The organism is Culturomica sp. (genome assembly GCF_003524185.1).
In the GTDB taxonomy this organism is placed as follows: domain Bacteria; phylum Bacteroidota; class Bacteroidia; order Bacteroidales; family Marinifilaceae; genus Culturomica; species Culturomica massiliensis.
Genome location: NZ_DOED01000032.1, coordinates 3,170 through 26,564 on the forward strand (window position 1 = coordinate 3,170; position 23,395 = coordinate 26,564).

17 protein-coding genes are annotated in these 23,395 nt (G+C 43.4%); 9 read left to right on the forward strand and 8 right to left on the reverse strand.

All coding sequences use genetic code 11. The features are described from left to right. From DD657_RS11065 to DD657_RS11090, 6 genes are all read left to right on the forward strand, one after another. The coding region (locus DD657_RS11065; RefSeq protein ID WP_287049877.1) for a FecR family protein at nucleotides 1-1,191 on the forward strand (1,191 nt) is incomplete at its 5' end. An 82-nt stretch (nucleotides 1,192-1,273) separates the two neighbouring features. Beyond that, nucleotides 1,274-4,777, forward strand: coding sequence for a SusC/RagA family TonB-linked outer membrane protein (locus DD657_RS11070; RefSeq protein WP_287049878.1), 3,504 nt, complete (start codon nucleotides 1,274-1,276; stop codon nucleotides 4,775-4,777). Between the two features lie 12 nt (nucleotides 4,778-4,789). Then, on the forward strand, nucleotides 4,790-6,679 hold the full coding sequence (locus tag DD657_RS11075; RefSeq protein ID WP_068691641.1) for a RagB/SusD family nutrient uptake outer membrane protein: 1,890 nt from the start codon (nucleotides 4,790-4,792) through the stop codon (nucleotides 6,677-6,679). Nucleotides 6,680-6,885: 206 nt separating this feature from the next. After that, nucleotides 6,886-8,220 (forward strand): alpha-L-fucosidase, encoded by a 1,335-nt coding sequence (locus DD657_RS11080; RefSeq protein ID WP_235837452.1) that lies wholly within the window; start codon nucleotides 6,886-6,888, stop codon nucleotides 8,218-8,220. Between the two features lie 23 nt (nucleotides 8,221-8,243). Continuing rightward, nucleotides 8,244-10,313: a Sip1-related alpha-galactosidase gene (locus tag DD657_RS11085; RefSeq protein WP_437124781.1), complete on the forward strand. Its 2,070-nt coding sequence runs from the start codon at nucleotides 8,244-8,246 to the stop codon at nucleotides 10,311-10,313. A gap of 21 nt (nucleotides 10,314-10,334) precedes the next feature. Further along, nucleotides 10,335-11,876: a sulfatase gene (locus DD657_RS11090; protein ID WP_287049883.1), complete on the forward strand. Its 1,542-nt coding sequence runs from the start codon at nucleotides 10,335-10,337 to the stop codon at nucleotides 11,874-11,876. Here the strand turns inward: DD657_RS11090 and DD657_RS11095 are convergent. The 4 genes from DD657_RS11095 to purN form a co-directional block, all read right to left on the reverse strand. After that, on the reverse strand, nucleotides 11,873-12,796 hold the full coding sequence (locus DD657_RS11095) for a DUF58 domain-containing protein (protein ID WP_021989157.1): 924 nt from the start codon (nucleotides 12,794-12,796) through the stop codon (nucleotides 11,873-11,875). The two genes, DD657_RS11090 and DD657_RS11095, sit on opposite strands and share 4 nt — an antisense overlap. Before the next feature lie 84 nt (nucleotides 12,797-12,880). After that, a complete protein-coding gene (gene trxA / locus DD657_RS11100) occupies nucleotides 12,881-13,198 on the reverse strand; it encodes a thioredoxin (protein WP_021989156.1) in 318 nt (105 codons plus the stop codon). A gap of 128 nt (nucleotides 13,199-13,326) precedes the next feature. Next, the gene (dnaE, locus tag DD657_RS11105) at nucleotides 13,327-17,013 is read right to left on the reverse strand and encodes a DNA polymerase III subunit alpha (protein WP_287049888.1); all 3,687 of its coding nucleotides are present in this window, start codon (nucleotides 17,011-17,013) and stop codon (nucleotides 13,327-13,329) included. A 59-nt stretch (nucleotides 17,014-17,072) separates the two neighbouring features. Continuing rightward, complete coding sequence (gene purN / locus DD657_RS11110; RefSeq protein ID WP_021989154.1) at nucleotides 17,073-17,642, reverse strand: phosphoribosylglycinamide formyltransferase; 570 nt, start codon at nucleotides 17,640-17,642, stop codon at nucleotides 17,073-17,075. 168 nt (nucleotides 17,643-17,810) lie between these two features. Between purN and DD657_RS11115 the strand changes: the two genes are divergently transcribed. Genes DD657_RS11115 through rnc form a run of 3 tightly spaced genes read left to right on the forward strand, consistent with a single transcriptional unit; the run spans nucleotide 17,811 to nucleotide 20,069 of the window. Next, nucleotides 17,811-18,047 carry an acyl carrier protein gene (locus DD657_RS11115; RefSeq protein ID WP_009137766.1) on the forward strand — a complete coding sequence of 79 codons (237 nt, stop codon included), beginning with the start codon at nucleotides 17,811-17,813 and terminating at the stop codon, nucleotides 18,045-18,047. Nucleotides 18,048-18,065: 18 nt separating this feature from the next. Continuing rightward, nucleotides 18,066-19,304, forward strand: a complete 1,239-nt coding sequence (gene fabF, locus DD657_RS11120; RefSeq protein ID WP_068691649.1) for a beta-ketoacyl-ACP synthase II — start codon at nucleotides 18,066-18,068, stop codon at nucleotides 19,302-19,304. Nucleotides 19,305-19,325: 21 nt separating this feature from the next. Then, nucleotides 19,326-20,069 carry a ribonuclease III gene (gene rnc, locus DD657_RS11125; protein WP_021989152.1) on the forward strand — a complete coding sequence of 248 codons (744 nt, stop codon included), beginning with the start codon at nucleotides 19,326-19,328 and terminating at the stop codon, nucleotides 20,067-20,069. An 86-nt stretch (nucleotides 20,070-20,155) separates the two neighbouring features. Here the strand turns inward: rnc and efp are convergent, their stop codons facing one another. The 4 genes from efp to DD657_RS11145 form a co-directional block, all read right to left on the reverse strand. Next, nucleotides 20,156-20,725, reverse strand: a complete 570-nt coding sequence (efp, locus tag DD657_RS11130; protein WP_021989151.1) for an elongation factor P — start codon at nucleotides 20,723-20,725, stop codon at nucleotides 20,156-20,158. A gap of 69 nt (nucleotides 20,726-20,794) precedes the next feature. Further along, entirely contained in the window at nucleotides 20,795-21,481 is a 687-nt protein-coding gene (gene tsaB / locus DD657_RS11135) for a tRNA (adenosine(37)-N6)-threonylcarbamoyltransferase complex dimerization subunit type 1 TsaB (RefSeq protein WP_287049894.1), read from the reverse strand. A 13-nt stretch (nucleotides 21,482-21,494) separates the two neighbouring features. Then, nucleotides 21,495-22,070, reverse strand: a complete 576-nt coding sequence (locus DD657_RS11140; protein ID WP_021989149.1) for an L-threonylcarbamoyladenylate synthase — start codon at nucleotides 22,068-22,070, stop codon at nucleotides 21,495-21,497. Nucleotides 22,071-22,335: 265 nt separating this feature from the next. Continuing rightward, nucleotides 22,336-23,232 (reverse strand): diaminopimelate dehydrogenase, encoded by an 897-nt coding sequence (locus DD657_RS11145; protein WP_068691655.1) that lies wholly within the window; start codon nucleotides 23,230-23,232, stop codon nucleotides 22,336-22,338. Nucleotides 23,233-23,395 lie beyond the last annotated feature (163 nt).

Consider the following 23,395-nt stretch of genomic DNA (forward strand, 5'->3'; position numbering starts at 1 on the left):
AACGGTCGTTTAATTTTTACGAATGTCATTGAAAATATGGAAGATAAGGATATTATTTCAAGGCTGTTTTTTTCATGTTGGGAGAAGAAGGAAAAGGAGGGGTGGAGGTTATTGCGTGATATGAGTGAAACGATTCCGGATTTGAAACGATTGATTTCCGGAGAGCTGGAGGTTTGTGAGGAGGCTTTTAGCCCGGACCGGGAAAAGATCTGGCGGAATATTCTTTCCCGGATCCGTGCTCGTGAGCGGCGTTTTCGCGTCATTCGTGTTTCGATGCAGTATGCTGCCGTTTTTATTTTTTCCCTGTTTATGGTGGTTGCTTTTCGTGTGGTGAGAGAGAGTAAGCAGAAATATGAGATTTACAGTCCGGTGTCGGAACCGGTCGGTTTAAAACCGTTTTGTGGTGCGGTATTAGTATTGGATGATGGTAAAGAGGTTGACTTATCTGCCATCGAGCGGGATACGGTGTTTGACGATCGGAATATCCGTATGCGGATCGATTCTTTTAGATCAGTTTCCTATGGTCGGGTGAATGTACCTGTTGAACGGGAGATTTTTCATACACTGGTGGTTCCCCGTGTATCGGATTATGAGTTGGAGTTGTCGGACGGTAGCCGGGTTCGGCTGAACTCGGATTCCCGTTTAAGGTTTCCGGTTTCTTTTATCGGTTGTGAAAGGCGTGTTTATTTGGATGGAGAGGCTTATTTTCAGGTTACGGCAGATACGACGAAGCCTTTTATTGTAGAATCGGGCCGGATGCGTTTAAAGGTTTTGGGGACGGAATTCAATGTCTGTGCTTATGCAACTGAAGGGAATGTTAAGGCTACGCTTGTGGAAGGATTGGTTTGGGTGAGGGATTTCTTACAGAAAAATTATACCGTATTATTACCGGGTCAGCAGGCTGAAGTGGGTGACGGTGTTGTGCGTGTCAAAGAAGTGGATGTCAGTGCTTGCGTTTCCTGGTTGAAGGGTAAGTTTTATTTTGACCGCATGAGTCTGGAAGACCTTTCTTGCTGGCTGGAGAGATGGTATGATGTGGTATTTTATTTTGAGAATGAACGTGCCCGGTCTTATCTTTTTACCGGAGTCATTTATAGATATTTTTCTATTGAAGAGATTGCTGATTTGATAACGAAGACGACACGTGGTGTGGAGTTTGAGATAGACGGCAGGCGGGTTGTTGTACGATGATAAAAAGCCGGTATTTGCAGCAACAAATACCGGCTGGATGTCCCTTAACAGGGACGATTGTTAAATCTAATTCAACAAAACTATGAAAAAAAAATCGAATGTAGATGAAAGTGGAGGCGTGAAATTGTTTTTCCGGCGTTTTTGGGTGTTGAAATTGTTTTTCATCCTCCTTCTTTGTTACGGACAGAATCTGAGTGCCACGGTAGAGGCGCAGATGCAACGTGTTTCTCTCTCTTTGCAAGATGTAAAGTTGAAGCGTGTGATTGATGCATTGGAGAGCCAGACCCGTTTGGACTTTTTTTACAGTGACCGGGAGGTTGATGTGGAGAGCCGAGTGAGTGTGAAAGCAGAGAATGAATTTCTTGATCTTGTTTTAGGACGGGTTTTTGGGCCGGGGTTTTCTTTTGAGTTTATAGGGGACATGGTGGTGGTTAAGCCGCTGGAATCTCAACTTCCGGAACCTGAAAAATTGAAAGTTTACGGTGTAGTATCGGATCAGAACGGAACAATTCCCGGGGTAAGTATTTTAATCAAAGGTACGGGTAAAGGAGTAGCGACGGATATCGGCGGTAAATTCGAGTTGGAGGTATTGCCGGGTGCGGTGCTTCGGTTTTCATGTGTGGGTTATGTGACACAGGATGTAAAGGTGAATAAGGGGGGAGAATTAAATATCGTTCTGCTGGAAGACACAGAGCAATTGGAAGAAGTTGTCGTGGTGGGATTCGGTAGCCAGAGGAAAGAGAATCTTACCGGAGCTGTTACAACTGTTGATGTAAAAGCTCTCGATTCGCGTCCTGTAGCTTCGGTCGGTCAGGCTTTGCAGGGTGTTGTTCCCGGGTTGAATTTTTCTGTAAATAATGTCGGTGGTGCTTTGGGAAATACGTTGAATGTGAACATCCGCGGAGGAGGGACGATCGGAACGGGATCGAGCGGAGCGCCATTGATATTGATCGATGGAATCGAAGGGGATATGAATGCTTTGAATCCGGATGATATTGAAAAGATATCCGTGTTGAAAGATGCGGCAGCAGCAGCGATTTACGGATCGCGGGCTCCGTTCGGGGTGATATTGATTACGACAAAGTCGGGTAAGTCCGGCAGGGCTACAGTGACATACAGTAACAGTTTTCGTTTTGCCCGTCCGATCAATTTACCGGACATGCTTGATTCGTATAAGTTTGCGATGTATTTTAACCGGGCTTCTCTCAACGGAGGTGGAGGTGTTGTTTTTGACGACGAGACGATCGGACGTATTCTTGCTTATCAGAAAGGAGAATTGAAAACGACGACGATTCCTAATCCGGATAACGGTATGTTTCAGTTTCATACAAAGGCAAATGCCAATGAAAACTGGACGAAGAAACATTTTGACAAGACGGCTTTTACTCAGGAGCATTCGTTCAATGTGAACGGAGGATCCGAAAGTCTGAGTTATTTTATGTCTGCTGCATATATGAACCAGGAAGGGCTTTTGAAATACGGAGACGATTTGTTTGAACGTATTAATGTGGCCGGGAATATTTCTGCCCAGGTAACGGATTGGTTACGGGTAGGGTTACGGACCCGCTTGATCCGGGAAGATCTGGATAAACCTTTGTTTGCCGATGATAATGGCTTGTATTATCACGACATTTCCCGTACATGGCCAACGATGCCTTTCAAGGATCCGAACGGTCATTATATGCGTAATTCGAAGTTGGAGCAGATTGAGAACGGAGGACGTTATTTCCGGCGTAAGGATCAGATATATACTCAAGGAAATGTGGTAATCACTCCTTTAGAGAACTGGAATATTACGGCCGATTTCGGTCATCGGCTGGTAAATACGATCTGGCGACAGAATCTGGCTAAGGTATACGAATATACATCAGACGGTACTCCGAAGCTGATGAAATTCAACGATAATTCTCCTGAAGGAAGTACCTGGGCTTATTATGCCAGTCAGCAAACGAACCTGACAACAGTGAGTACCTATTCCGATTATTCGCTGACATTGAATGAAATGCACAATTTTAAAGTAATGATCGGATTCAATGCCGAGTTGTTTCAGACCGAGGATGTCGGTGTGAGGCGGGACGATGTGATTACGGACGAAGTTCCTTCTATCAATACAGCGGCAGGTAAAGATGTGACGAGTGGGTATCTCGGTCAATGGTCTACGGCGGGTTTCTTCGGGCGAATCAATTATGATTACGACGGTCGTTACCTGTTGGAAATTAACGGTCGCTACGATGGTTCTTCCCGTTTTATGAAGAGTGAACGTTGGAATTTTTTCCCTTCATTTTCGGTTGGCTGGAATATAGCCCGGGAAAAATTCTGGGAAGATTATGTCGTTTATGTCAATATGTTGAAACCTCGGGTATCCTGGGGTATGCTGGGTAACCAGAATACGTATGTAGAGGGAAATCCGACGGCTACGTATTATCCTTTTTATTTGACACAACCGGTAGGTACTGCGAACGGCAGTTGGCTGATCGATGGAAAAAAACCGAATACAGCGTGGGCTCCTTATATGAACAGTCGGAATATGACCTGGGAGAAAGTAAAGAGTCTGAATATCGGTTTGGACCTGGGCCTGCTGAATAATCGCCTGAATATATCCGGAGAATGGTATAAACGTACCACAGAGGATATGGTCGGTCCGCCGGCAGAAGTTTCTACCGTTATCGGTATCGCTACCGGTAATTTGCCGAAACGGAACAATGCGACGATGGTGACGAAAGGATGGGAATTTCAGGTGACCTGGAACGACCGGATCCGCGATTTCGGGTATACGATATCTTTTAATGTTTCTGATTTCAAACGAGAGGTAACCAAATATCCGAATGAAAGTAAATCTTTGGGAACTTATTATGAAGGGCAGATATTGGGGCAAATCTGGGGTTATGAAACCGTGGGTATTGCAAAGACGGATGCGGAAATGCAGGCTCATTTGGCCCATACGAATCAGGAGCGTCTCGGTACGGCATGGGCTGCGGGCGATGTGATGTTCCGGAATCTGGATGATGACGGCGAGATTACGACGGGAGATTATACGGCTAAGAATCCGGGTGATTTGAAAGTGATCGGTAATACGACCCCTCGTTATTCTTTTGGATTGACATTGGGTGCCGATTGGAAAGGTATTGATTTCAGGGCTTTTTTCCAGGGAGTCGGTAAACGGGATGCCCTGTTGGGTGGAAATTACTTTTGGGGAGCAACGGGTAATATGTGGCAGGCTATGGGACTGAAAGAGCATTATGATTTTTTCCGGCCGGAAGGTGATCCGTTGGGAGCTAATGTAAACTCGTATTATCCCCGTCCTATATTCGGTACCCAGAAAAACAACCAGAATCAGACCCGTTATGTACAGAGTGCTGCTTATCTCCGGTTGAAAAATTTGCAGATCGGTTATTCGTTACCGACGCATCTTGTCGCGAAAATAGGTCTTTCACGGGTGAGGGTTTATTTTTCCGGGGATAATTTGTTTACGCTTACAAAAATGTCGAAAATATTCGACCCAGAAGCGTATGACGGGAAGTATTCAGACGGTAAGGTGTATCCGCTTTCCCGTGTTTTGTCGTGCGGATTAAATGTTACATTTTAAAAATGAAAGGTTATGAAACGAATAATATACATTGTATTATCTATTTTTCTGGGGACCGGAGCCGTCTCTTGTGATGCATTCCTGGATCTCGAACCGAAGGCGGCCGTGACTCCGAATGTATACCTGAATACGGAAGATCAACTGGCGGCTTACGGAGCAGCAAAATACTCCTTGTTCCGTACTCCTGCCGGATATTCCGGAATCGGGCAATACGGTTACGATAATAATAGTGATAATCAGACGTCTCAAAGTTCAAACGGAAATTTTATTCTGGGTCAGAAGACGGTAGGACAATCCGGTGGAGCCTGGAATTTTGAATCTATACGGGATTGCAATTATTTCTTTGAAGATGTATTGCCAAAATACAGAGAAGGGAAAATTTCAGGTGTTACAAACAATATCCGCCATTATATTGGTGAGATGTATTTTTTTCGGGCGTATATTTATTTTTCCAAATTGACGGCTGTCGGAGATTTCCCGATTATCACCAAGGTGTTGGACGACAATTACAGCGAATTGGTAGAAGCCAATAAACGCAGGCCCCGAAATGAGGTTGCCCGTTTTATCTTGTCGGATCTGGATTCTGCAATTTTGTATATGCAACCGGCTGCTCCGGCTTCAAACCGGTTGACCCGGAATGCGGCTCTTTTGTTTAAATCCAGGGTTGCTTTATATGAAGGTACCTGGTTAAAATACCATGCCGGCACTGCCCGTGTTCCCGGTGGTCCTGACTGGCCGGGGGCGAATGCGGATTATCTGGCAGATTTTACGATCGATTTAAACCGGGAAATTGACTTTTTCCTGACACAGGCGATGACGGCTGCTGACGAGGTGGCTTCTTCGATCGCTTTGTACGACGATTATGCCGGTATGTTCAGAATGGCAAATCTCAATACAGTGCCTGAAGTACTTTTATTCCGGGCATACAGTCTGGAAGAAAAGGTGTCTCATTATGTACAATCTTATTTGCAGAGTAACGGTGGAGGAAATACGGGGTTTTCCCGCTCTTTGGTGGAAAGTTTTTTAATGACGAGCGGTTTACCGATTTATGCCGATGCTGTTTATAAAGGAGATGAGACATTGGAAGATGTTTTACACGATAGAGATATACGTTTAACATCTTCTGTGTTGGTTGCCGGTGATCAGTTACGTCCTGATTTTTATTTCGAAAAGCCGGATTTGACGGGTGGGGATGCTGAAGTAAGGACGACGACAGGGTATTCTATAAAGAAAGGATTGGTAAATACAGAATATCTGATCAATGTACAGTATGTATCCCCTTGTATTATTTTCAGGGTGGCGGAGGCTTATTTGAACTATATTGAGGCTGACTATGTAAAAAACGGTAGTTTGGATGGGAAAAGCCGGGAGTATTGGCAGGCGTTGCGAAGACGTGCCGGTGTGGATACGGATTTTAATAATACGATAGCTCATACTGATTTGTCTCGGGAGCGTGATTTGGCAAAATATTCCGGAAGTAATCCGGTAGACGCCACTTTATATAATATTCGCCGGGAACGCCGCTGTGAATTTATTGCAGAAGGAATGCGTAAAGACGATTTGTACCGCTGGAGGGCTTTGGATCAAATGCAGCGATATTATATCGAAGGTATCAATTTGTGGGATGAAATGTATAAGTTATATGACAATCTGAAACCGGAAGGAGAATCAGATGCTCCCAATGTTTCCACCCGTTCGTATAAGTATTTGCGTCCGTTGTCTATCAATCGGAATAATCTGGCTTTCGGTGGTTATAATTTTCCGCAGGCTCATTACCTGGATCCGATTGCCTATTACCATTTTACGAAGAGTACGCCGAAAGAGGGAGGTGACGTTACGACTTCGGTGATTTATCAGAATCCGGGCTGGAAGATAGAAGTCGGTTCGAAAGCCGAGTATTGATATTCTGAATGAAGCCGGTTTATATCCGGAAGATCGGATTGCAATCTGTAATACATTGCCGTATTATGGATTGCAATTCCTGATGTAGTGATTCTTTCGGTTGTTTCCGTTTATAATAATTTTTATATTTTTGTAAATAATGATATTTTTATAAAATGAGGAAGTGTTTTTTATTTTTTACTTTTTGTTTTCTATTATCCGGGACAATGGCTCAAACGGCGGGGCATCCTGTGCCGTCGCGGTCTCAATTGAAATGGCACGAGGCTGAATTGGGAGTTGTTTTCCATTATGATCTGCATGTGTTTGACGGGAAAAAATACGGGCAGGGGAATAACCGGATTACGCCGGTCGCAGATTATAATATTTTTAATCCGGAACATTTGGATACCGATCAATGGGTTGTTGCTGCAAAGAATGCCGGAGCAAAATTTGCCGTATTGACGGCCACGCATGAAACAGGTTTTGCTTTGTATCAGAGTGATGTGAATCCCTATTGCCTGAAGGCTGTAAAATGGAGGGATGGAAAAGGGGATATTGTACGTGATTTTGTGAATTCTTGCCGTAAATATGGGATTATGCCGGGCATTTATGTCGGTATTCGTTGGAATTCTCTGCTGGGGATTCATAATTTCAAAGCGCAGGGAGAGGGGGTATTTGCCCGTAACCGTCAACAATGGTATAAACAGATGTGTGAAAAGATGGTGGAAGAGTTGTGTACCCGTTACGGTGATTTGTTTCTGATCTGGTTTGACGGAGGTGCGGACGATCCGGAAGGAGACGGACCGGATGTATTGCCTGTGGTTACAAAATATCAGCCTGATTGTTTATTTTATCACAATGTGCAACGAGCTGATTTCCGTTGGGGTGGTTCGGAAACCGGTACGGTAGCTTACCCTTGCTGGTCCTCTTTTCCGCAACCTTATTCTCATCATAAGCAGTCGGATTCGGATGAGGAACATTTGCTTTTGTTGAAGCACGGTGATCCGAACGGAAAATATTGGGTTCCGGCTATGGCCGATACTCCTTTGCGCGGGGCAGAGGGGAGGCACGAATGGTTTTGGGAGCCCGGAGATGAAGATGCCGTTTATCCTTTGACTGATTTGATGAATATGTATCGTAAATCTGTCGGACGGAATGCGACCTTGATACTTGGCCTGACTCCCGATCCTTCCGGTCTGCTTCCTGCCGGTGATTCGCTTCGGCTGAAAGAATTCGGGGATGCGGTACGGGAGCGGTTCGCTACTCCTTTGAAATCCGTTAAAGGGAGCGGGAATCGCTTGGAATTAAAATTGGGTAAAGAGACCGAAATACATAGTTGCATTATACAGGAAGATATCAGCAAAGGTGAACGAATCCGGCGGTATAAGGTAGAGGCTAAAGTGGACGGAATGTGGCAAACTGTGTGTGAGGGAGAGTCTGTGGGGCATAAACGTATACAGCAATTTCCGTCTTTGAAAACGAAAGTTGTGCGATTGACGGTTGTGGAAGCGGTAGATGTTCCGGATGTCCTGAATTTCAGCGTATATGGAGGTGAAAAATGAAAAGGAACAAGGGAAAATCCGGTATGCGGAAGTTTTATTTGATCTTTTTCATCGTATTTCAGATCGCGGAAGGATATGCTCAAGAGGAGAATTGTTTTTTATATGAACGGGGAAAGAGTTTTGATACTGTACCGGCTTATGCAATGAGAGTTCCCGTGGATTTGCGTCAGCATGCAGCCGAGAAAATCTGGGAGGAAAAACAGTTGCCGGAAGCTCAGACGACACTGATTTATAAGTTGATATTGCCGGAGTATGTAGAAGGTGTATTTTTTAGCCGGGATTTCCGGGCGGGAGATCATAGTTGGCCGAATAATACGAATCGGCTTTTGCCTTGGTATTTTAAGAAAATTGCGGATTTGAGGGCAGATGATTATCCGGGTATTCCGTCGAATGGGAAAGTATGTGTGGCGGGTGATGCTTTGTTATTGCATTTGAAGGATGGAAAGTGTCTTTTTTTGAAAGCGGTGGCTGGGGAAAATAGTTTGAGCTGGTTTCGTGTAAATACCGATGGGACGGTGAATGTTCTGGTTTCTACGTTGGGATTGGACACATTGAACGGGAAGGTGCCCTTTTTGTTATCGTCATCGGATACTTCCGTTTACGGGACTTTGGATAAGGCATATAAAAAGCTGACGGCAGACCGGAGGATTGCTGATTTATCTGCCAGAAAAGATAAAAAATGGTATGAACCTTTTTCTTATTTGGGATGGTGTACCTGGGAGCATTATTACCGGAATATCAATGAGGGGCAGTTGGAGAAAGATATTTGCCGGATAGAAGAGTCCGGATTGCCGGTACGCTATGTGTTGATCGATGACGGACATGTCCGCAATAAAGCGGAGCAACTGACCAGCTTTAAGCCGGATAGTCTGAAGTTTCCTTCCGGGTGGGCTCCGTTGCTCAATATGCGTGATCCGGATAAAATCCGCTGGATGGGATTGTGGTATGGATTTCCCGGTTTTTGGCAGGGTATCGCTTTGGAGAATGATTTTCCGGAATATGTCCGTAAGCATTTGTATGTATTTCAGCATTCGCTGTTGCCGGGTAAACGTAGCGAGGATATTGAGGCTTATTACCGTTATTATCTGGAAAGTTTGAGATCTTACGGTTTCGATTTTCTGAAAATCGATGTACAGTCTTTTGTTCTGCCTTTGTATATGGGAGGAAGACGGGTTATATATCAGGCCCGGGAATGTAATAAAGCGTTGGAAAAGGAAGCGCATCGCTTGGGATTAGGGCTTATCAATTGTATGGCACAGAATGTTTTGAATACGGATCATACGCGTTACAGTGCTGTGACCCGGGTAAGTATCGATTATAAGAAATTTGATGAGGATATGGCCCGCTCTCATTTGTTTCAGTCGTATATGAATACCTTGTGGTTAGGGCAAACCGTGTGGCCTGACCACGATATGTTTCATTCGTGTGATACGGTTTGCGGCGGGATGATGGCCCGTTCCAAGGCTGTTTCCGGCGGACCTGTTTATTTGTCGGATGCTCCGGAAGATTTTGCCGGAGAATTGATTTGGCCGCTGGTCAATGAAGAAGGCCTTTTGTACCGTCCTGAAGCTCCGGCCGTGCCGGCGCCTGAGTCTGTGTTTACCAATCCGGTGTATAGCGGAAAGGCTTTTCGGGTTATTGCTCCGGTAGGTGAGAAGGCTATGGCTATGATATGTTATAATTTGAATAAAGCTTCGGAATACCGCAATATTACGGCTGTTTTGCGACGGGAAGATTATTTGCAGCGGGAGTGTATGACAGGTAAGCGGGTGAGTATGCCGGAACGAATGGTGGTTTATGACTGGGAAAGCCGGAAGGCAGAAATTTTGGAAGATAGTTTGCAGGTGGATTTGAAAGGATTCTGCGATCGTTTACTTTACTTTTGTCCTGTGACAGACGGGTGGGCTGTTATCGGCTTGCAGGAGAAGTATCTTTCTCCGGCAACGGTAAATATTGTATCCTGTCATCCGCATCGTTTAGTTGTGGATGTTGCCGATTGCGGGATATTGAAAGTGTGGTGTGATTCGGGAGAAACCCCCGGATTGCGAAGTATTGCGGTTGATAAACCGCAGCGAATAGTGATTGATTTGTAAAATCATGAAATACAAAATGTTATGAATAAAGAGTTTTTATTGACTTTGGCTCTTCCTTTGGCTGGGCTGACCGGTTACGGACAGTCTGCCCAGTTAGAAAAACGTCCCAATATCATTTTATTTTTGGTGGATGATATGGGATGGCAGGATACTTCAGTGCCTTTTTGGGAAAAGGAGACACCTTATAATAAAATGTTTGAAACTCCGAATATGGAGCGTCTGGCTGCGCAGGGAATGAAGTTTACCCAAGCGTATGCATGTAGTATCAGTTCGCCCAGCCGTTGCAGTTTATTTTCAGGTATGAATGCCGCCAGACACCGGGTGACAAACTGGACTTATCCTAAAAATCAGTCTACTGACCGGAAGAGTGATGTTTTGCAATTGCCGGAGTGGAACGTAAACGGGATTTGTCAGGTTCCGGGTATAGAGCATACGACTCAGGTAACTGGTTTGGCGCAGGTGTTGAAAGATAACGGTTATCATACGATTCATTGTGGAAAGGCGCATTTCGGGGCTTTAAATACACCGGGAGAAAGTCCTTATCATTTTGGATTTGAAGTCAATATTGCCGGACATGCCGGAGGGGCACCGACCAGTTATTTAAGTGAAAAAAACTACGGTAACCGTACGGATGGAAAACCGAATCCCTGGTTTGCCGTGCCGGGATTGGAACACTATTGGGGCAGCGGCACTTTTTTGTCTGAAGCTTTGACTCTCGAAGCAATGAAAGCTTTGGACAAATCCCGGGAATACGGTCAGCCTTTCTTTTTGTATATGGCTCATTATGCCGTACATGTACCTATCGATGCCGATATGCGTTTTTATCAAAAATATCTGGATAAGGGGCTTCAACCGAAGGATGCTGCATATGCTTCATTGGTGGAAGGAATGGATAAAAGTCTGGGAGATTTGATGGATTATTTGGAGAAATACGATTTGGCGGATCAGACGGTGATCCTGTTTATGTCCGATAACGGGGGCCTGGCTTCCGAACCGGGATGGAGGGATGGAGTGCCACATACTCAAAATGCACCGTTAAACAGTGGGAAAGGTTCTGCTTATGAAGGGGGCATACGCGAGCCTATGCTGGTGAAATGGCCCGGCGTTGTGAAACCCGGTGTTGTTTGTGATAAGCCGTTGATTATCGAAGATTTTTATCCTACGATACTGGAAATGGCCGGAATTACTGATTATAAGACAGTACAGCATATCGACGGAGTTAGCTTTGTTCCTATGTTAAAAGAAACCGGCGATACCTTTAAAGGGCGTAAATTATTTTGGCATTACCCGAATCTTTGGGGAAATACGGGGCCCGGAATCGGTGCAACATCGGTAGTGAGAAACGGTGATTGGAAGTTGGTATATTATTATGAGACCGGGAAAAAGGAGTTGTTTAATATCCGGGCAGATATCGGCGAAAAGGATGATTGTGCCAGCCGCAATCCGAAATTAGTCCATAAATTATCCGGAGAGTTGGGGAAATATCTTCGGTCGGTGAACGCCCAACGTCCTTCTTTTAAGAAGACGGGGAAGCCTTGTCCGTGGCCGGATGAAGTCCGTTAATAAAGTTTGCTTCTTTTGATCAGATAAGGAAGAAGAATTTCACGAAATCCTTCATTTATATCGGCTTCTACAAAGTCGATGCGGAATTGATTGCAACGAAGTTTTAATTCTTTGTAGAATTCGGCGATTTTTTGCTTGTAGGTTTCCCGGATTTCGTTGGGCGAGAACTTGATTTCTTTGCCGCTTTCCAGATCGATAAAAATGTGCGGACGATTGGAAAACTGAAATTGTTCTTCCATTTTTTTGTCTTTGACATGGAAGAGTATGACCTCGTGTTTGTTATAGCGGAGGTGTTGTAATGCTGCAAACAGTTCTTCGGTGTCGCCGTTGGTGAACATATCTGAGAAAAGAACGATTAAGGAACGTTTGCCAATACTGTCTGCCAGTTGATGCAGGATATTGGCTGTCGTGGTCGGGCGGTTTAACGGAATGGCGTTTTCTTTGATCAGATTTTGCAGCAGAGAATAGATCATTTGTGTATGTGTCGTATTCAGTTTGGTATCGGTCAATGTTTCGATTTTATCCGAAAACAAACATAATCCGGCAGCATCCCGTTGTTTTCGCAGCATATAAATCAATGCTGCCGCACAGTATACGGAAAATGATAATTTAGAGATTTTTCCCGATTTGTATGGGAATAACATAGATGAAGAAGTATCCAATACAATATAAGAGCGTAGGTTGGTTTCTTCTTCATATTGTTTTATGAACAGTTTTTCTGTCCGGGCAAAAAGTTTCCAATCGACGTGTTTAGTGGATTCTCCGTTGTTGTAAACACGATGTTCTGCAAATTCTACAGAAAAGCCATGATACGGACTCCGGTGAAGCCCTGTAATAAACCCTTCGACAATCTGGGAGGCAATAAATTCGAGATTGTCAAATTGTTCGTATTGGACAATTTCTTCTAAGGATACAGACACAAATGAATGGGAAATGAAAGGTTGAAAATAAGAATGGAGAATGAAAGTGATAAATTAAATGACTTTCAATTCTCCATTTTAGTATCAGAGTACGGCTTTGATTTTTTCAGCCAATGATGTTTTTGGGGCTGCGCCGACTTGCTTGTCTACTACTTCTCCGTTTTTGAAGAAAAGTATTGTCGGGATATTACGAATACCGAAACGAGCTGCTGTACCCGGGCTGCTGTCAACATCAACTTTGGCAACGACTAATTTCCCGGCATATTCTGTAGCTGCTTCTTCGACAATCGGTAACATCATTTTGCAGGGACCGCACCATTCTGCCCAAAAGTCTACCATAACAGGAAGTTCGGATTTTAACACTACTTCCTCAAAATTAGAATCGTTAACTACTATAGCCATGATATTGTTTTTAGTTATAAGTTTATTCTGTTTATAAATGAATCACATGCATGTATTACAATCCATATTTTCCGGAAATTTTTTTTCTCCGGGAAATTCTATAGATACTCTCTGTTCACTTTGCGAAATTAATTAATTTTCATTTTAATGGCATCATTATTTTCAAAATATTCATACAATTCTCTGGAACGTTCTATTTGACAGGTTCGTGAGAACATTTTAACATTGTATCCGCTTTTATCGAACAGGATAAAATTCAGAGGAATATTATTTGTTTCTTTTTCTGCCTGATGTTGCCTGATGAATTGGTTATTGATTTCGTTTAAAGTTTCCAGGTTTAATTGTTCGATATCGACAAGCAGGGTAACGGATTTTACGAGGTTTTCGCCTATTACGTTTAGTAAATCGATGCTCAGGATATTGAAAGAGAGGTCGTCCGGATCACTTGACCATCTTTTGGCCTGAACTCTTCCTTTAATGTATATAGCCGTTTCCAGGATAAAATAGTTCCGGTATTTGATATAGTCTTCTCCGAATAACGGTAATTCAAAACTACCGCTGAAATCTTCTATGGTCAGGATGCCGAAATCATTTCCTTTTTTGGTTTTACCTTCACGTTTATTAATGATAATGCCTGCAATTGTGATGTCTTTGTCCCGGAATGCAGGCATATTGCTGTTCAGTTCATCCAAGGGAGTACAAAGGGCTTTGATTTCCAATTTGAACTGATCCAGGGGGTGAGAGGTAAGGTAAATGCCTATTAATTCTTTTTCTTTTTTGGATTTTTCCAGATCAGTCCAGGGCTCACAATGCGGGATGTTGGGACGGGTTACCTCATAGCCTTCCATGCCTCCGAAAAGGGATACCTGTAAATTCATACTGTCTTTCTGATTTTTTTGCCCGAAGTTTACCAATGTGTCGAGTATGGTCATTGTTGCATCCACAGGTTGAAGGTATTGGGCTCTGTGATAACCGAAGCTGTCCAGACCTCCGGCAGTAATCAGGTTTTCCAATGTTTTTTTATTGACGGATTTATAGTCGATGCGTTCGAAAAAGTCGAAGACATCTTTATAAGGACCGTTTTTTTCCCGTTCTTCGATGATTTTTTCGACAGCTCCTTCTCCGACTCCTTTTATGGCGGCCATTCCGAAACGGATGTCGCCATGGGTATTTACCATGAAATCATTGTATGATTCATTGACGTCCGGGGCAAGAACTTTTAGGCCCATCCGTTTGCATTCGTCCATGAAAACGGTCACTTTGGTAATATCCGAAAGGTTATTACTCAAGTTGGCTGCCATGAATTCGGCAGGGTAGTGGGCTTTCAGGAAGCCGGTTTGATAGGCGATATAGGCATAACAAACGGAATGTGATTTATTGAATGCATAAGAAGCAAATGCTTCCCAGTCTCCCCAGATTTTGTTGACCAGTTCTTCAATGTTTTTTCCTTTCTCCTGCGCTCCTTTGACGAAGTCCGGATTTTTTTTGCAGCCTTCGACAAATTTGCCTTTCAATTCGGCCAATAGCTCGAATTTCTTTTTACCCATAGCTTTCCGCAAGGTGTCCGATTGACCTCGGGTAAAGAGTCCCAGTGCCCTGGATTGAAGCATTACCTGTTCTTGGTATACGGTGATTCCATAGGTGTCGTTCAAATAGGGCTCCATCATCGGGTGGTCGTACTCAATGGGTTCTTCTCCGTGTTTACGCTTGATAAATTGCGGGATATATTCCATCGGCCCCGGACGGTATAAAGCATTCATGGCTACCAGGTCTTCAAAACGGTTCGGTTGCAATGCGCGAAGGTGCTTTTTCATACCGGGCGACTCGAACTGGAACAGTCCGGTAGTTTCACCGCGGGAAAATAGTTTAAATGTTTCTTCGTCATCCAGGGGTATTTCGTTTTCATCGAGGACGAGGTGTTTGGATTTTTTGATGTTTTCCAGACAGGTTTTGATGATGGAAAGGGTTCGTAATCCCAGAAAATCCATTTTAATCAGTCCGATCGGTTCAACAAAGTGGCCGTCATATTGTGTTGTCATGAGGCTTTCGCCCTCTGTCGGCATGATTGGAATATGGTCTGTGAGCGGATCCCGGCTGATCAGAATTCCACAGGCGTGCACTCCGGTTTGTCTGACGGAGCCTTCCAGGGTTTCTGCCAAATGTATTGTTTTTGATATCAGTGGGTTCGGAGAATCTTTTTCTTTGGCGAGGTCCGGATTTTCTTTGTAGGCTTTTTTCAATGTCATTTTGGGAGCTTCCGGGACCATTTTAGCCAGACGGTTGGCTTCTGACAAATCGAGCTTCAGTACCCGGGCAACGTCTTTGATGGCCATTTTAGCAGCCATACTGCCGAAAGTTACGATGTGGGCAACTTTGTCTGCACCGTATTTCTGCGTTACCCATTCGAGCACCCGTTGGCGGCCATCGTCGTCAAAGTCGACATCTATATCGGGAAGCGATATACGATCCGGATTCAGGAAACGTTCGAACAGCAGATCGTATTTGATGGGATCGATATTGGTAATACCTAAGCAATAAGCGACAGCGCTGCCCGCTGCAGAACCGCGTCCCGGACCTACGATTACGCCCATATCCCGGGCTGCCTGAATAAAATCTTGCACAATCAGGAAATAACCGGGAAATCCCATGGTTTTCATGATGTGTAATTCGAAGTTGATTCGTTCCATGACTTCAGGGGACGGGTTTTCGCCATAGCGTTTTATCACCCCCTTCATGGTCAATTCCTTCAGGTAGTCGGCTTCCAGTTTGATACGGTAAATCCGTTCGTAACCTCCTAATTTTTTGATCTTTTTATGGGCCTCTTCTTCGGACATGACCACGTTCCCTTTTTCATCCCGGGTAAATTCATTGAAAAGGTCTTCCTGGGTATATTTCCGGCGGTATTCCTCTTCTGTTCCGAGTTCTGGCGGAATGGGGAATACAGGCATCAGGGGGTCGGAGTCCAATTGATAATCTTCGACTTTGTCAACGATTTCCTGTGTGTTTTCGATGGCTTCCGGTAAATCAGGAAAAAGGTCTATCATTTCCTGTGTTGTTTTAAACCATTCCTGGCGGGTATAGCGCATCCGGTTCGGGTCATCGATGTCTTTCCGGGTGTTCAGGCAAATCAACAGGTCGTGCGCTTCTGCATCTTCTGCATTCAAAAAATGTACATCGTTGGTGGCGATGAGTTTGATACCTAATTTTTGGGCTATTTTTATTTTTTCCTGAATACAGAGTTGCTGATTGTCATAGATTTCGGCTCTTTGTCTGGGGTCTGCTGCCGGATGACGCATTACCTCCAGATAATAATCTTCTCCGAGCAGGTCTTTATACCATTGTGCAGCGGCCTCGGCTCCTGCAAGGTCTCCGGCCATGATTTTTTGGTCGATTTCACCTCCGAGACAGGCAGAGGAGATAATCAATCCTTCATGGTGTTTTTCGAGTTCCCGTTTGTCTATACGGGGGCGGTAATAAAAGCCGTCTACAAAGGCGGTAGAGCATAATTTCACCAGGTTCAGATAACCGGTACGATTTTTTGCTAATATAATAAGGTGTTCTCCCGAACGGTCGATCGGTTTTTCTTTGTTGAATAAGGATACCCGGGCAACATAAGCTTCGCAGCCTAATATGGGCTTAATGCCTTTTTGCTTACAGGTGTCATAAAAAAGTTTAATGCCGAACATATTGCCGTGGTCGGTAAGTGACAATGCCGTCATACCGTCCGCTGCCGCCTTGTCTACCAAACCGGGAATGCTGGCTGCTCCGTCCAGAATCGAATATTGAGAATGTACGTGAAAATGAGTAAATTTCATTCTGTATATTTACGATTTTTGATTTATGATTACATGAAAAGTCATGTTTCGTCTGCAATCTAAAATTTATTAATGGTTTCTTCAATGACTTTAGGAAAATATTCATATTCCAAAGCATGTATTTTCTGTGCCAGGCTTTCCGGATCGTCGGCTTGGCTGATATCGCATCTGGCCTGGAAAATGACGGTCCCTTTGTCGTAATGTTCGTCAATATAATGTATTGTGATACCGCTTTCTTTTTCTCCTGCGGCAATGACAGCTTCGTGTACTTTCATGCCGTACATGCCTTTTCCTCCATAATTGGGTAATAAGGCCGGATGGATATTGATGATACGTCGTGTATAGGCGTTTGTGATATGAGGGGGCATAAGCCACAGAAAGCCTGCCAGGACAATGAAATCGATTTGTCTTTCCTGAAGTTGTTTTAAAAGCCGGTCCGGATCAACGAGTTCTTTTTTATCAAATACAAAGGTCGGTATATGGTATTTTTGAGCTCTTGTCAAAACATAGGCATCGGCTACATTACAAAAGACCGAATCGACGGAAATTTGATTGTTAGAAGCAAAATGCCGGATGATGTTTTCAGCGTTAGAACCTGATCCAGAGGCAAATATTGCTATTTTTTTCATTTTGTAAATCGTTATAAATCAATTGCATAAAGGTAGTAAAAGTTATATTCCTCCCAAAAAATTTTTTAGAAAAAAAATAAACTCTAACTTTGCCACCGAGTTTGAAAAATATGCGCGTTTGAAAAATGTGCATGAATTAAATTAAATGTCTAATTAAAATTTAAAGTTATGTCTGACATTACAAGTAGAGTTAAAGCTATCATTGTTGACAAATTAGGAGTAGATGAAACTGAAGTTACTCCGGAGGCTACATTTACGAATGATTTGGGAGCTGACTCTTTGGACACAGTAGAATTGATCATGGAATTGGAGAAAGAGTTCAACATCACTATTCCGGACGATCAGGCAGAAAAGATCACTACTGTAGGTGATGCTATCTCTTACGTAGAAGCTAACGCAAAGTAAAAAACCAATATCTATTTTATGAATTTGAAACGAGTAGTAATTACAGGTCTTGGAACAATAAATCCACTTGGTAAAAATGTACCGGAGTTTTGGGACAATTTGATTAAAGGTGTTAGTGGCGCCGGTCCTATTACTCGTTTTGATGCATCAAATTTTCGTACACAGTTTGCCTGTGAGGTGAAAAATTACGAACCGACTGAATATTTCGATAAAAAAGAGGTTCGTAAAATGGATCTTTATACTCAATTCGGTATTATTGCTGCAAGAGAGGCTATTAAAGATGCAGGTTTGGATCTGGAACAGATGAACAAGAGACGAATTGGCGTAATATGGGGGGCTGGAATCGGTGGTTTGGAAACGTTCTTTGAAGAGTGTGATACTTTTTCAAAGGGAGACGGAACACCACGCTTCAACCCTTTCTTTATTCCAAAGATGATTGCTAATATGGCAGGAGCTATGATCGCTATAGAAAACGGATTTAAGGGTCCGAACTATACGACGGTTTCTGCTTGCGCATCATCGGCTCACGCTATTGTCGATGCATTGAATTTAATTCGCTTAGGAAAAGCTGATGTCATTGTTGCCGGGGGTTCTGAAGCTGCTGTCACCGTTCCTGGTGTGGGTGGTTTTAATTCTATGAAAGCCCTTTCAACCCGCAATGATGATCCTAAAACTGCATCCCGCCCGTTTGATGCGGATCGCGACGGTTTCGTGATCGGAGAAGGTGGGGCAAGCCTGATTCTTGAAGAGTATGAACATGCCGTAAAAAGAGGTGCCCGTATCTATGCTGAATTAGCAGGTGGTGCCGGTAATTGCGACGCTTATCATATGACAGCTCCGGATCCCGAAGGTGCTTATGAAGTTATGTTGTTGGCTCTTGAAGATGCAGGAATCAAGCCGGAAAGCATTGATTATATCAATGTTCATGGAACTTCTACAGGTTTGGGCGATATTTCCGAACCGACAGCTATCCGGAAAGCGTTTGGCGAGCATGCTTACAAGTTGAATATCAGTTCAACCAAATCAATGACCGGTCACCTCTTAGGAGCTGCCGGTGCCGTAGAAGCTATTGCTTGTACGTTGGCTGTAAAAAATGATGTTGTTCCTCCTACGATTAATTTCCACACTTTGGCGCCGGAACTCGATCCGAAGTTGAATTTTACATTTAACGCGCCCCAGAAACGGACAGTGAATGTTGCCATCAGTAATACTTTTGGCTTTGGAGGGCACAATGCCTGTGTTGTAATTAAAAAATAATCACTTCTAAATTTTTAGGCAGTGGTTAGTAAATTGATTCAATCCATAAGACTTTATCTTCATCGGAAAGATAAGTTTTATGGATTGTCTGTTTCTCAGATGGGCTTTGTTCCGGGCAATCGAAGCCTCTATAAATTGGCTCTTCTTCATAAATCAGCTTCTAAATATACAAAGAACGGTACGGTACTGAATTATGAGCGTCTTGAGTTTTTGGGAGACGCTGTTTTAGGGGCTATTATTGCTGAATTGTTGTATAAATTTTTCCCTAGTAAAGACGAGGGATTTCTTACCCGTGTCCGTTCCAAAGTTGTAAGCCGGGAATCATTAAACGAGTTGGCGATCAATATCGGCTTGGATAAAGCGGTGGTGGCTAAATCCGATATCTCTAAGAATAAACATGTCTATGGAGATGTGTTCGAAGCGTTTATCGGAGCCATGTTTCTGGATCAGGGTTTTGTCAACACGAAGAAGTTCATCGAGAAATTTATTTTTCCCAATTTCTTTAATATCCGGGAGTTGGTGACCGTAGATCGTAATTATAAAAGCCGGTTGATTGAGTGGGGACAGAAAAATAAGCAGGAGTTGGCTTTCAATATTACGGAAAATTCAAGAAACCGCAGAGATCACTTCAATTGCATTATCAGCGTTGGGGGCGAGGTGATGGGAAGCGGAACAGGAGCGTCTAAAAAGGAGGCAGAACAGAATGCTGCAAAAATTGTCATCGACGGACTCACCAAAGTAGCGGACGGAAATATCGAAATTTAGATTGTAAATTTTAAATTGCCTGACAAAAGAATTTGTTGCCGGATTTATTTAATCTAAAATCTACAATCTAAATTTATGAGGTATTGTTATTCTCTTACCCTTTCAACGTAACTGCCTTCCGCTGTATTGATGCGGATTTTTTCGCCCGTTTCAAGGAAAAGCGGAACCATCACTTTGGCTCCGGTTTCTACTTCAGCCGGTTTTAAAGCTGTAGAAGAAGCCGTATCACCTTTCAGTCCGGGTTCTGTATATGTAATTTCCAAAACAACTGTCGGCAGTAATTCGACATACAGCGGAGTTTCCGTGTCAGCATGTACAACCATTTCAACGTTATCGCCTTCTTTCAGGAATTGCGGGGCGTTGATCAATTCTTCGGGAATATTTATTTGCTCGTAAGTTTCGGTGTGCATCATAACATAGTCTTCTCCTTCTTTGTAAAGAAACTGATACGGACGACGTTCGATACGTGCCGTATCTACTTTCGTACCTGATGAAAATGTATTTTCAAGTACTTTGCCTGTTTTGACGTTTCTGAGCTTTGTTCTTACGAATGCCGGACCTTTCCCCGGTTTTACATGTTGAAATTGTACGATTGTGTACAGGTCGTCTTTGAAAACGATACATAATCCGTTTTTAAAATCAGCTGTTGTTGCCATTGATTAGATTTATTTTTATTATTCTTTCTGGTCACAAAAATAATAAAAACTTTTTATATCCTCTTCTAATCAAATGACTTTGTGCTTCGGAACGGTTGCGACGAAGTCTTTCAGATAGAAAGGTTCAAAATAAGCGACGTCTTCAAAATGACCTTCCCGGAATTTTTCTTCGGCAATTTCTGTCATATAAGAAGCCGAACTTTCTATGTTTTCCAAAAAATGAGCATTAGGGGAAGTTATGAGTGTTTGGGTTTTGTGGCTACCGTTCCCGAAAAAATATACTTTGCGGGCGGAAAGAATGGCTGCGAAAGAATCCTGTGTGATGATTTCAGCCTTCGTATCGGCCATGGGCCGGTTGGCCCGGTCGAAAAAGGCTGTATATACTTCCATCCTTCGGGCGTCGATCATTGGACAATACCAGGCTTCTTCTTTCAGTTTATCCGATACAGACCGGGCTAAAGCCTGGAGTGTATTCACTGCAATCAGGGGTTTCTGACCTCCATAGCAAAGGCCTTTGGCCATAGATACACCGATGCGTAAGCCTGTGTATGAACCGGGACCCATGCTTACTGCTATAGCGTCCAGTTGCTTGACTTCCATATTGAATTCTTTCAGCAGTTCGTCGATGAAAGTGCCCAGTAGTACAGAATGATTTAACCCTTCCGTATTTTCTTTTATTCCGAGTATTTGTCCCTCTTTGGCCAAAGCAACAGAGCATACGGAAGTCGCTGTATCGATATTGAGAATAAGTGCCATGAATGTATGTTTATTATTTTCGGATTACCTGGATTGTACCGTCTGTGTCAAGTTTGACAATGCTCGAAGGAGTATGTTTTTGTTTGTCGCCCCGACGGAAGTCGACGATGTAGTCGACTGCATTTTTAACTTCGTCACTGATTTCCGCATAACAACCGGGCGAGGGCTGTCCGCTGATATTGGCCGACGTAGAAACAATGGGTTTGCGAAACCGGAATATCAGGGATTTGCTGAATTCCTCTTCCGTGATACGGATGCCTATCGTTTGATCTGCGGCATTGATTAAATTGGATGCCAGATTGCGGGCATTGGGATAAATGATCGTCATCGGTTTGTCACTGACTTCTATCAGTTGTAGCGCAATGTCCGGGACATCTGCATAAGAAGCTATTTTTCCTGCATCGTCGAGTAAAACGAGCATTGATTTGTTGTCTTCACGTTGTTTGATTTCGTAAATGCGTTTTACGGCTTTTTCGTTGGTTGCATCACAACCGAGTCCCCAAATCGTATCTGTAGGATAGAGAATAACTCCTCCTTGTTTAAGAATTTCAGTTGCTTTGAATACTTCTTCTTTTAACTTATCTGTCATGATTTTTGAGGCAAAATTGAAAATTCTGCCTTGCGAAAGTACTAAAGTTTACAGGATAATAAAAATGTTTGGATGTATATTCGAAGACTTCCGTTTGCTTGTTTTTATCGAAGACATTTTTTATTAAATTTTAGATTTACGGTTTTAGATTATTTGCATCTGCCTTCTGATTTTTGTAGAAAACGTCGTAAATCAAAAACCGTAAGTCTAAAATTAATGTCGGTTTAACCCTAAAACATCCTGTTTTTAGTGTGTCGGGAGATTACTAAACAAGATGCCTGATCAGTTCTTGCCGGTTTCCGTAAAGCATGTCGATCACCGGAATCTCAATCAGGGTGTAACATCCCGGTTTCTGACGCATAGCGGCTCGGGCAGCGGATACCAGAATCTGACCGGTCAGGGCCGGATTATTGATTTTCATATCGAATTCGAATAACTGGTTTTGCGTCTTGCCTGAAACGCCTTTCCGGGTCAGGTTGACACCGTGTCCCATGTCTAATAAGGCATCTACACTGTCTACCTGAAGTACATGAGTTTCATCGCTTGCAAAATAAGGATCGGCTTTTATCTGGGCAGCAACTTCGTGAAAATCATAGCCATTTTGTAATTCGATGTAAACCATCCGGCGATGAATACCGGTTCCTGTCGGTATGGTCATCGAAAGGGCCGCTTTTACACCTTCAATGGCTTTTACTGCTACGGTATGTCCCATGCTCATGCCCGGTCCGAAGTTTGTATAAGTAATGCCTTTAGGCGCACAGGCTTCCAGCAAGGCCCGGACGATCGAATCACTTCCCGGATCCCAGCCGGCAGAAATAATGGAAACCCGGTTGTGCTTTTGGGCAATCTCATTCAGTTGTGAATGCAAGTCGGTAATTTGGGTGTGAATGTCAAAACTGTCAACGGTATGAATACCTTTAGAGAGCATTTCCGTTGCATATGCCTTGACACTACGGGTTGGCGTGCACAATATTGCTACATCTACTTCTTTCAGTTCACTTACATTGGCAACTACCGGGTAAGCTTTCAGCTCTACCGGATTATTTTCGGGGTTTCTCCGGACGATTCCGGCAATTTCAAAGTCCGGTGCGGTTTGAAGCGCTTCTAATACGTATTTCCCAATGTTGCCATATCCTACAATGGCGGCTCTTATTTTTTTCATAGACTTTATTTTTTGAATTACAAATTTGCGAATAATTCGTTATACATCAAAATGCGCTGTATAGATTGTTTAGCCTTCAACTGATTCGTGAACGGATGTCTAATTTTTTGATTTACGATTTTCAACTATTTCTGCTATCTTCGCCTGATCTAAAACAGATGTT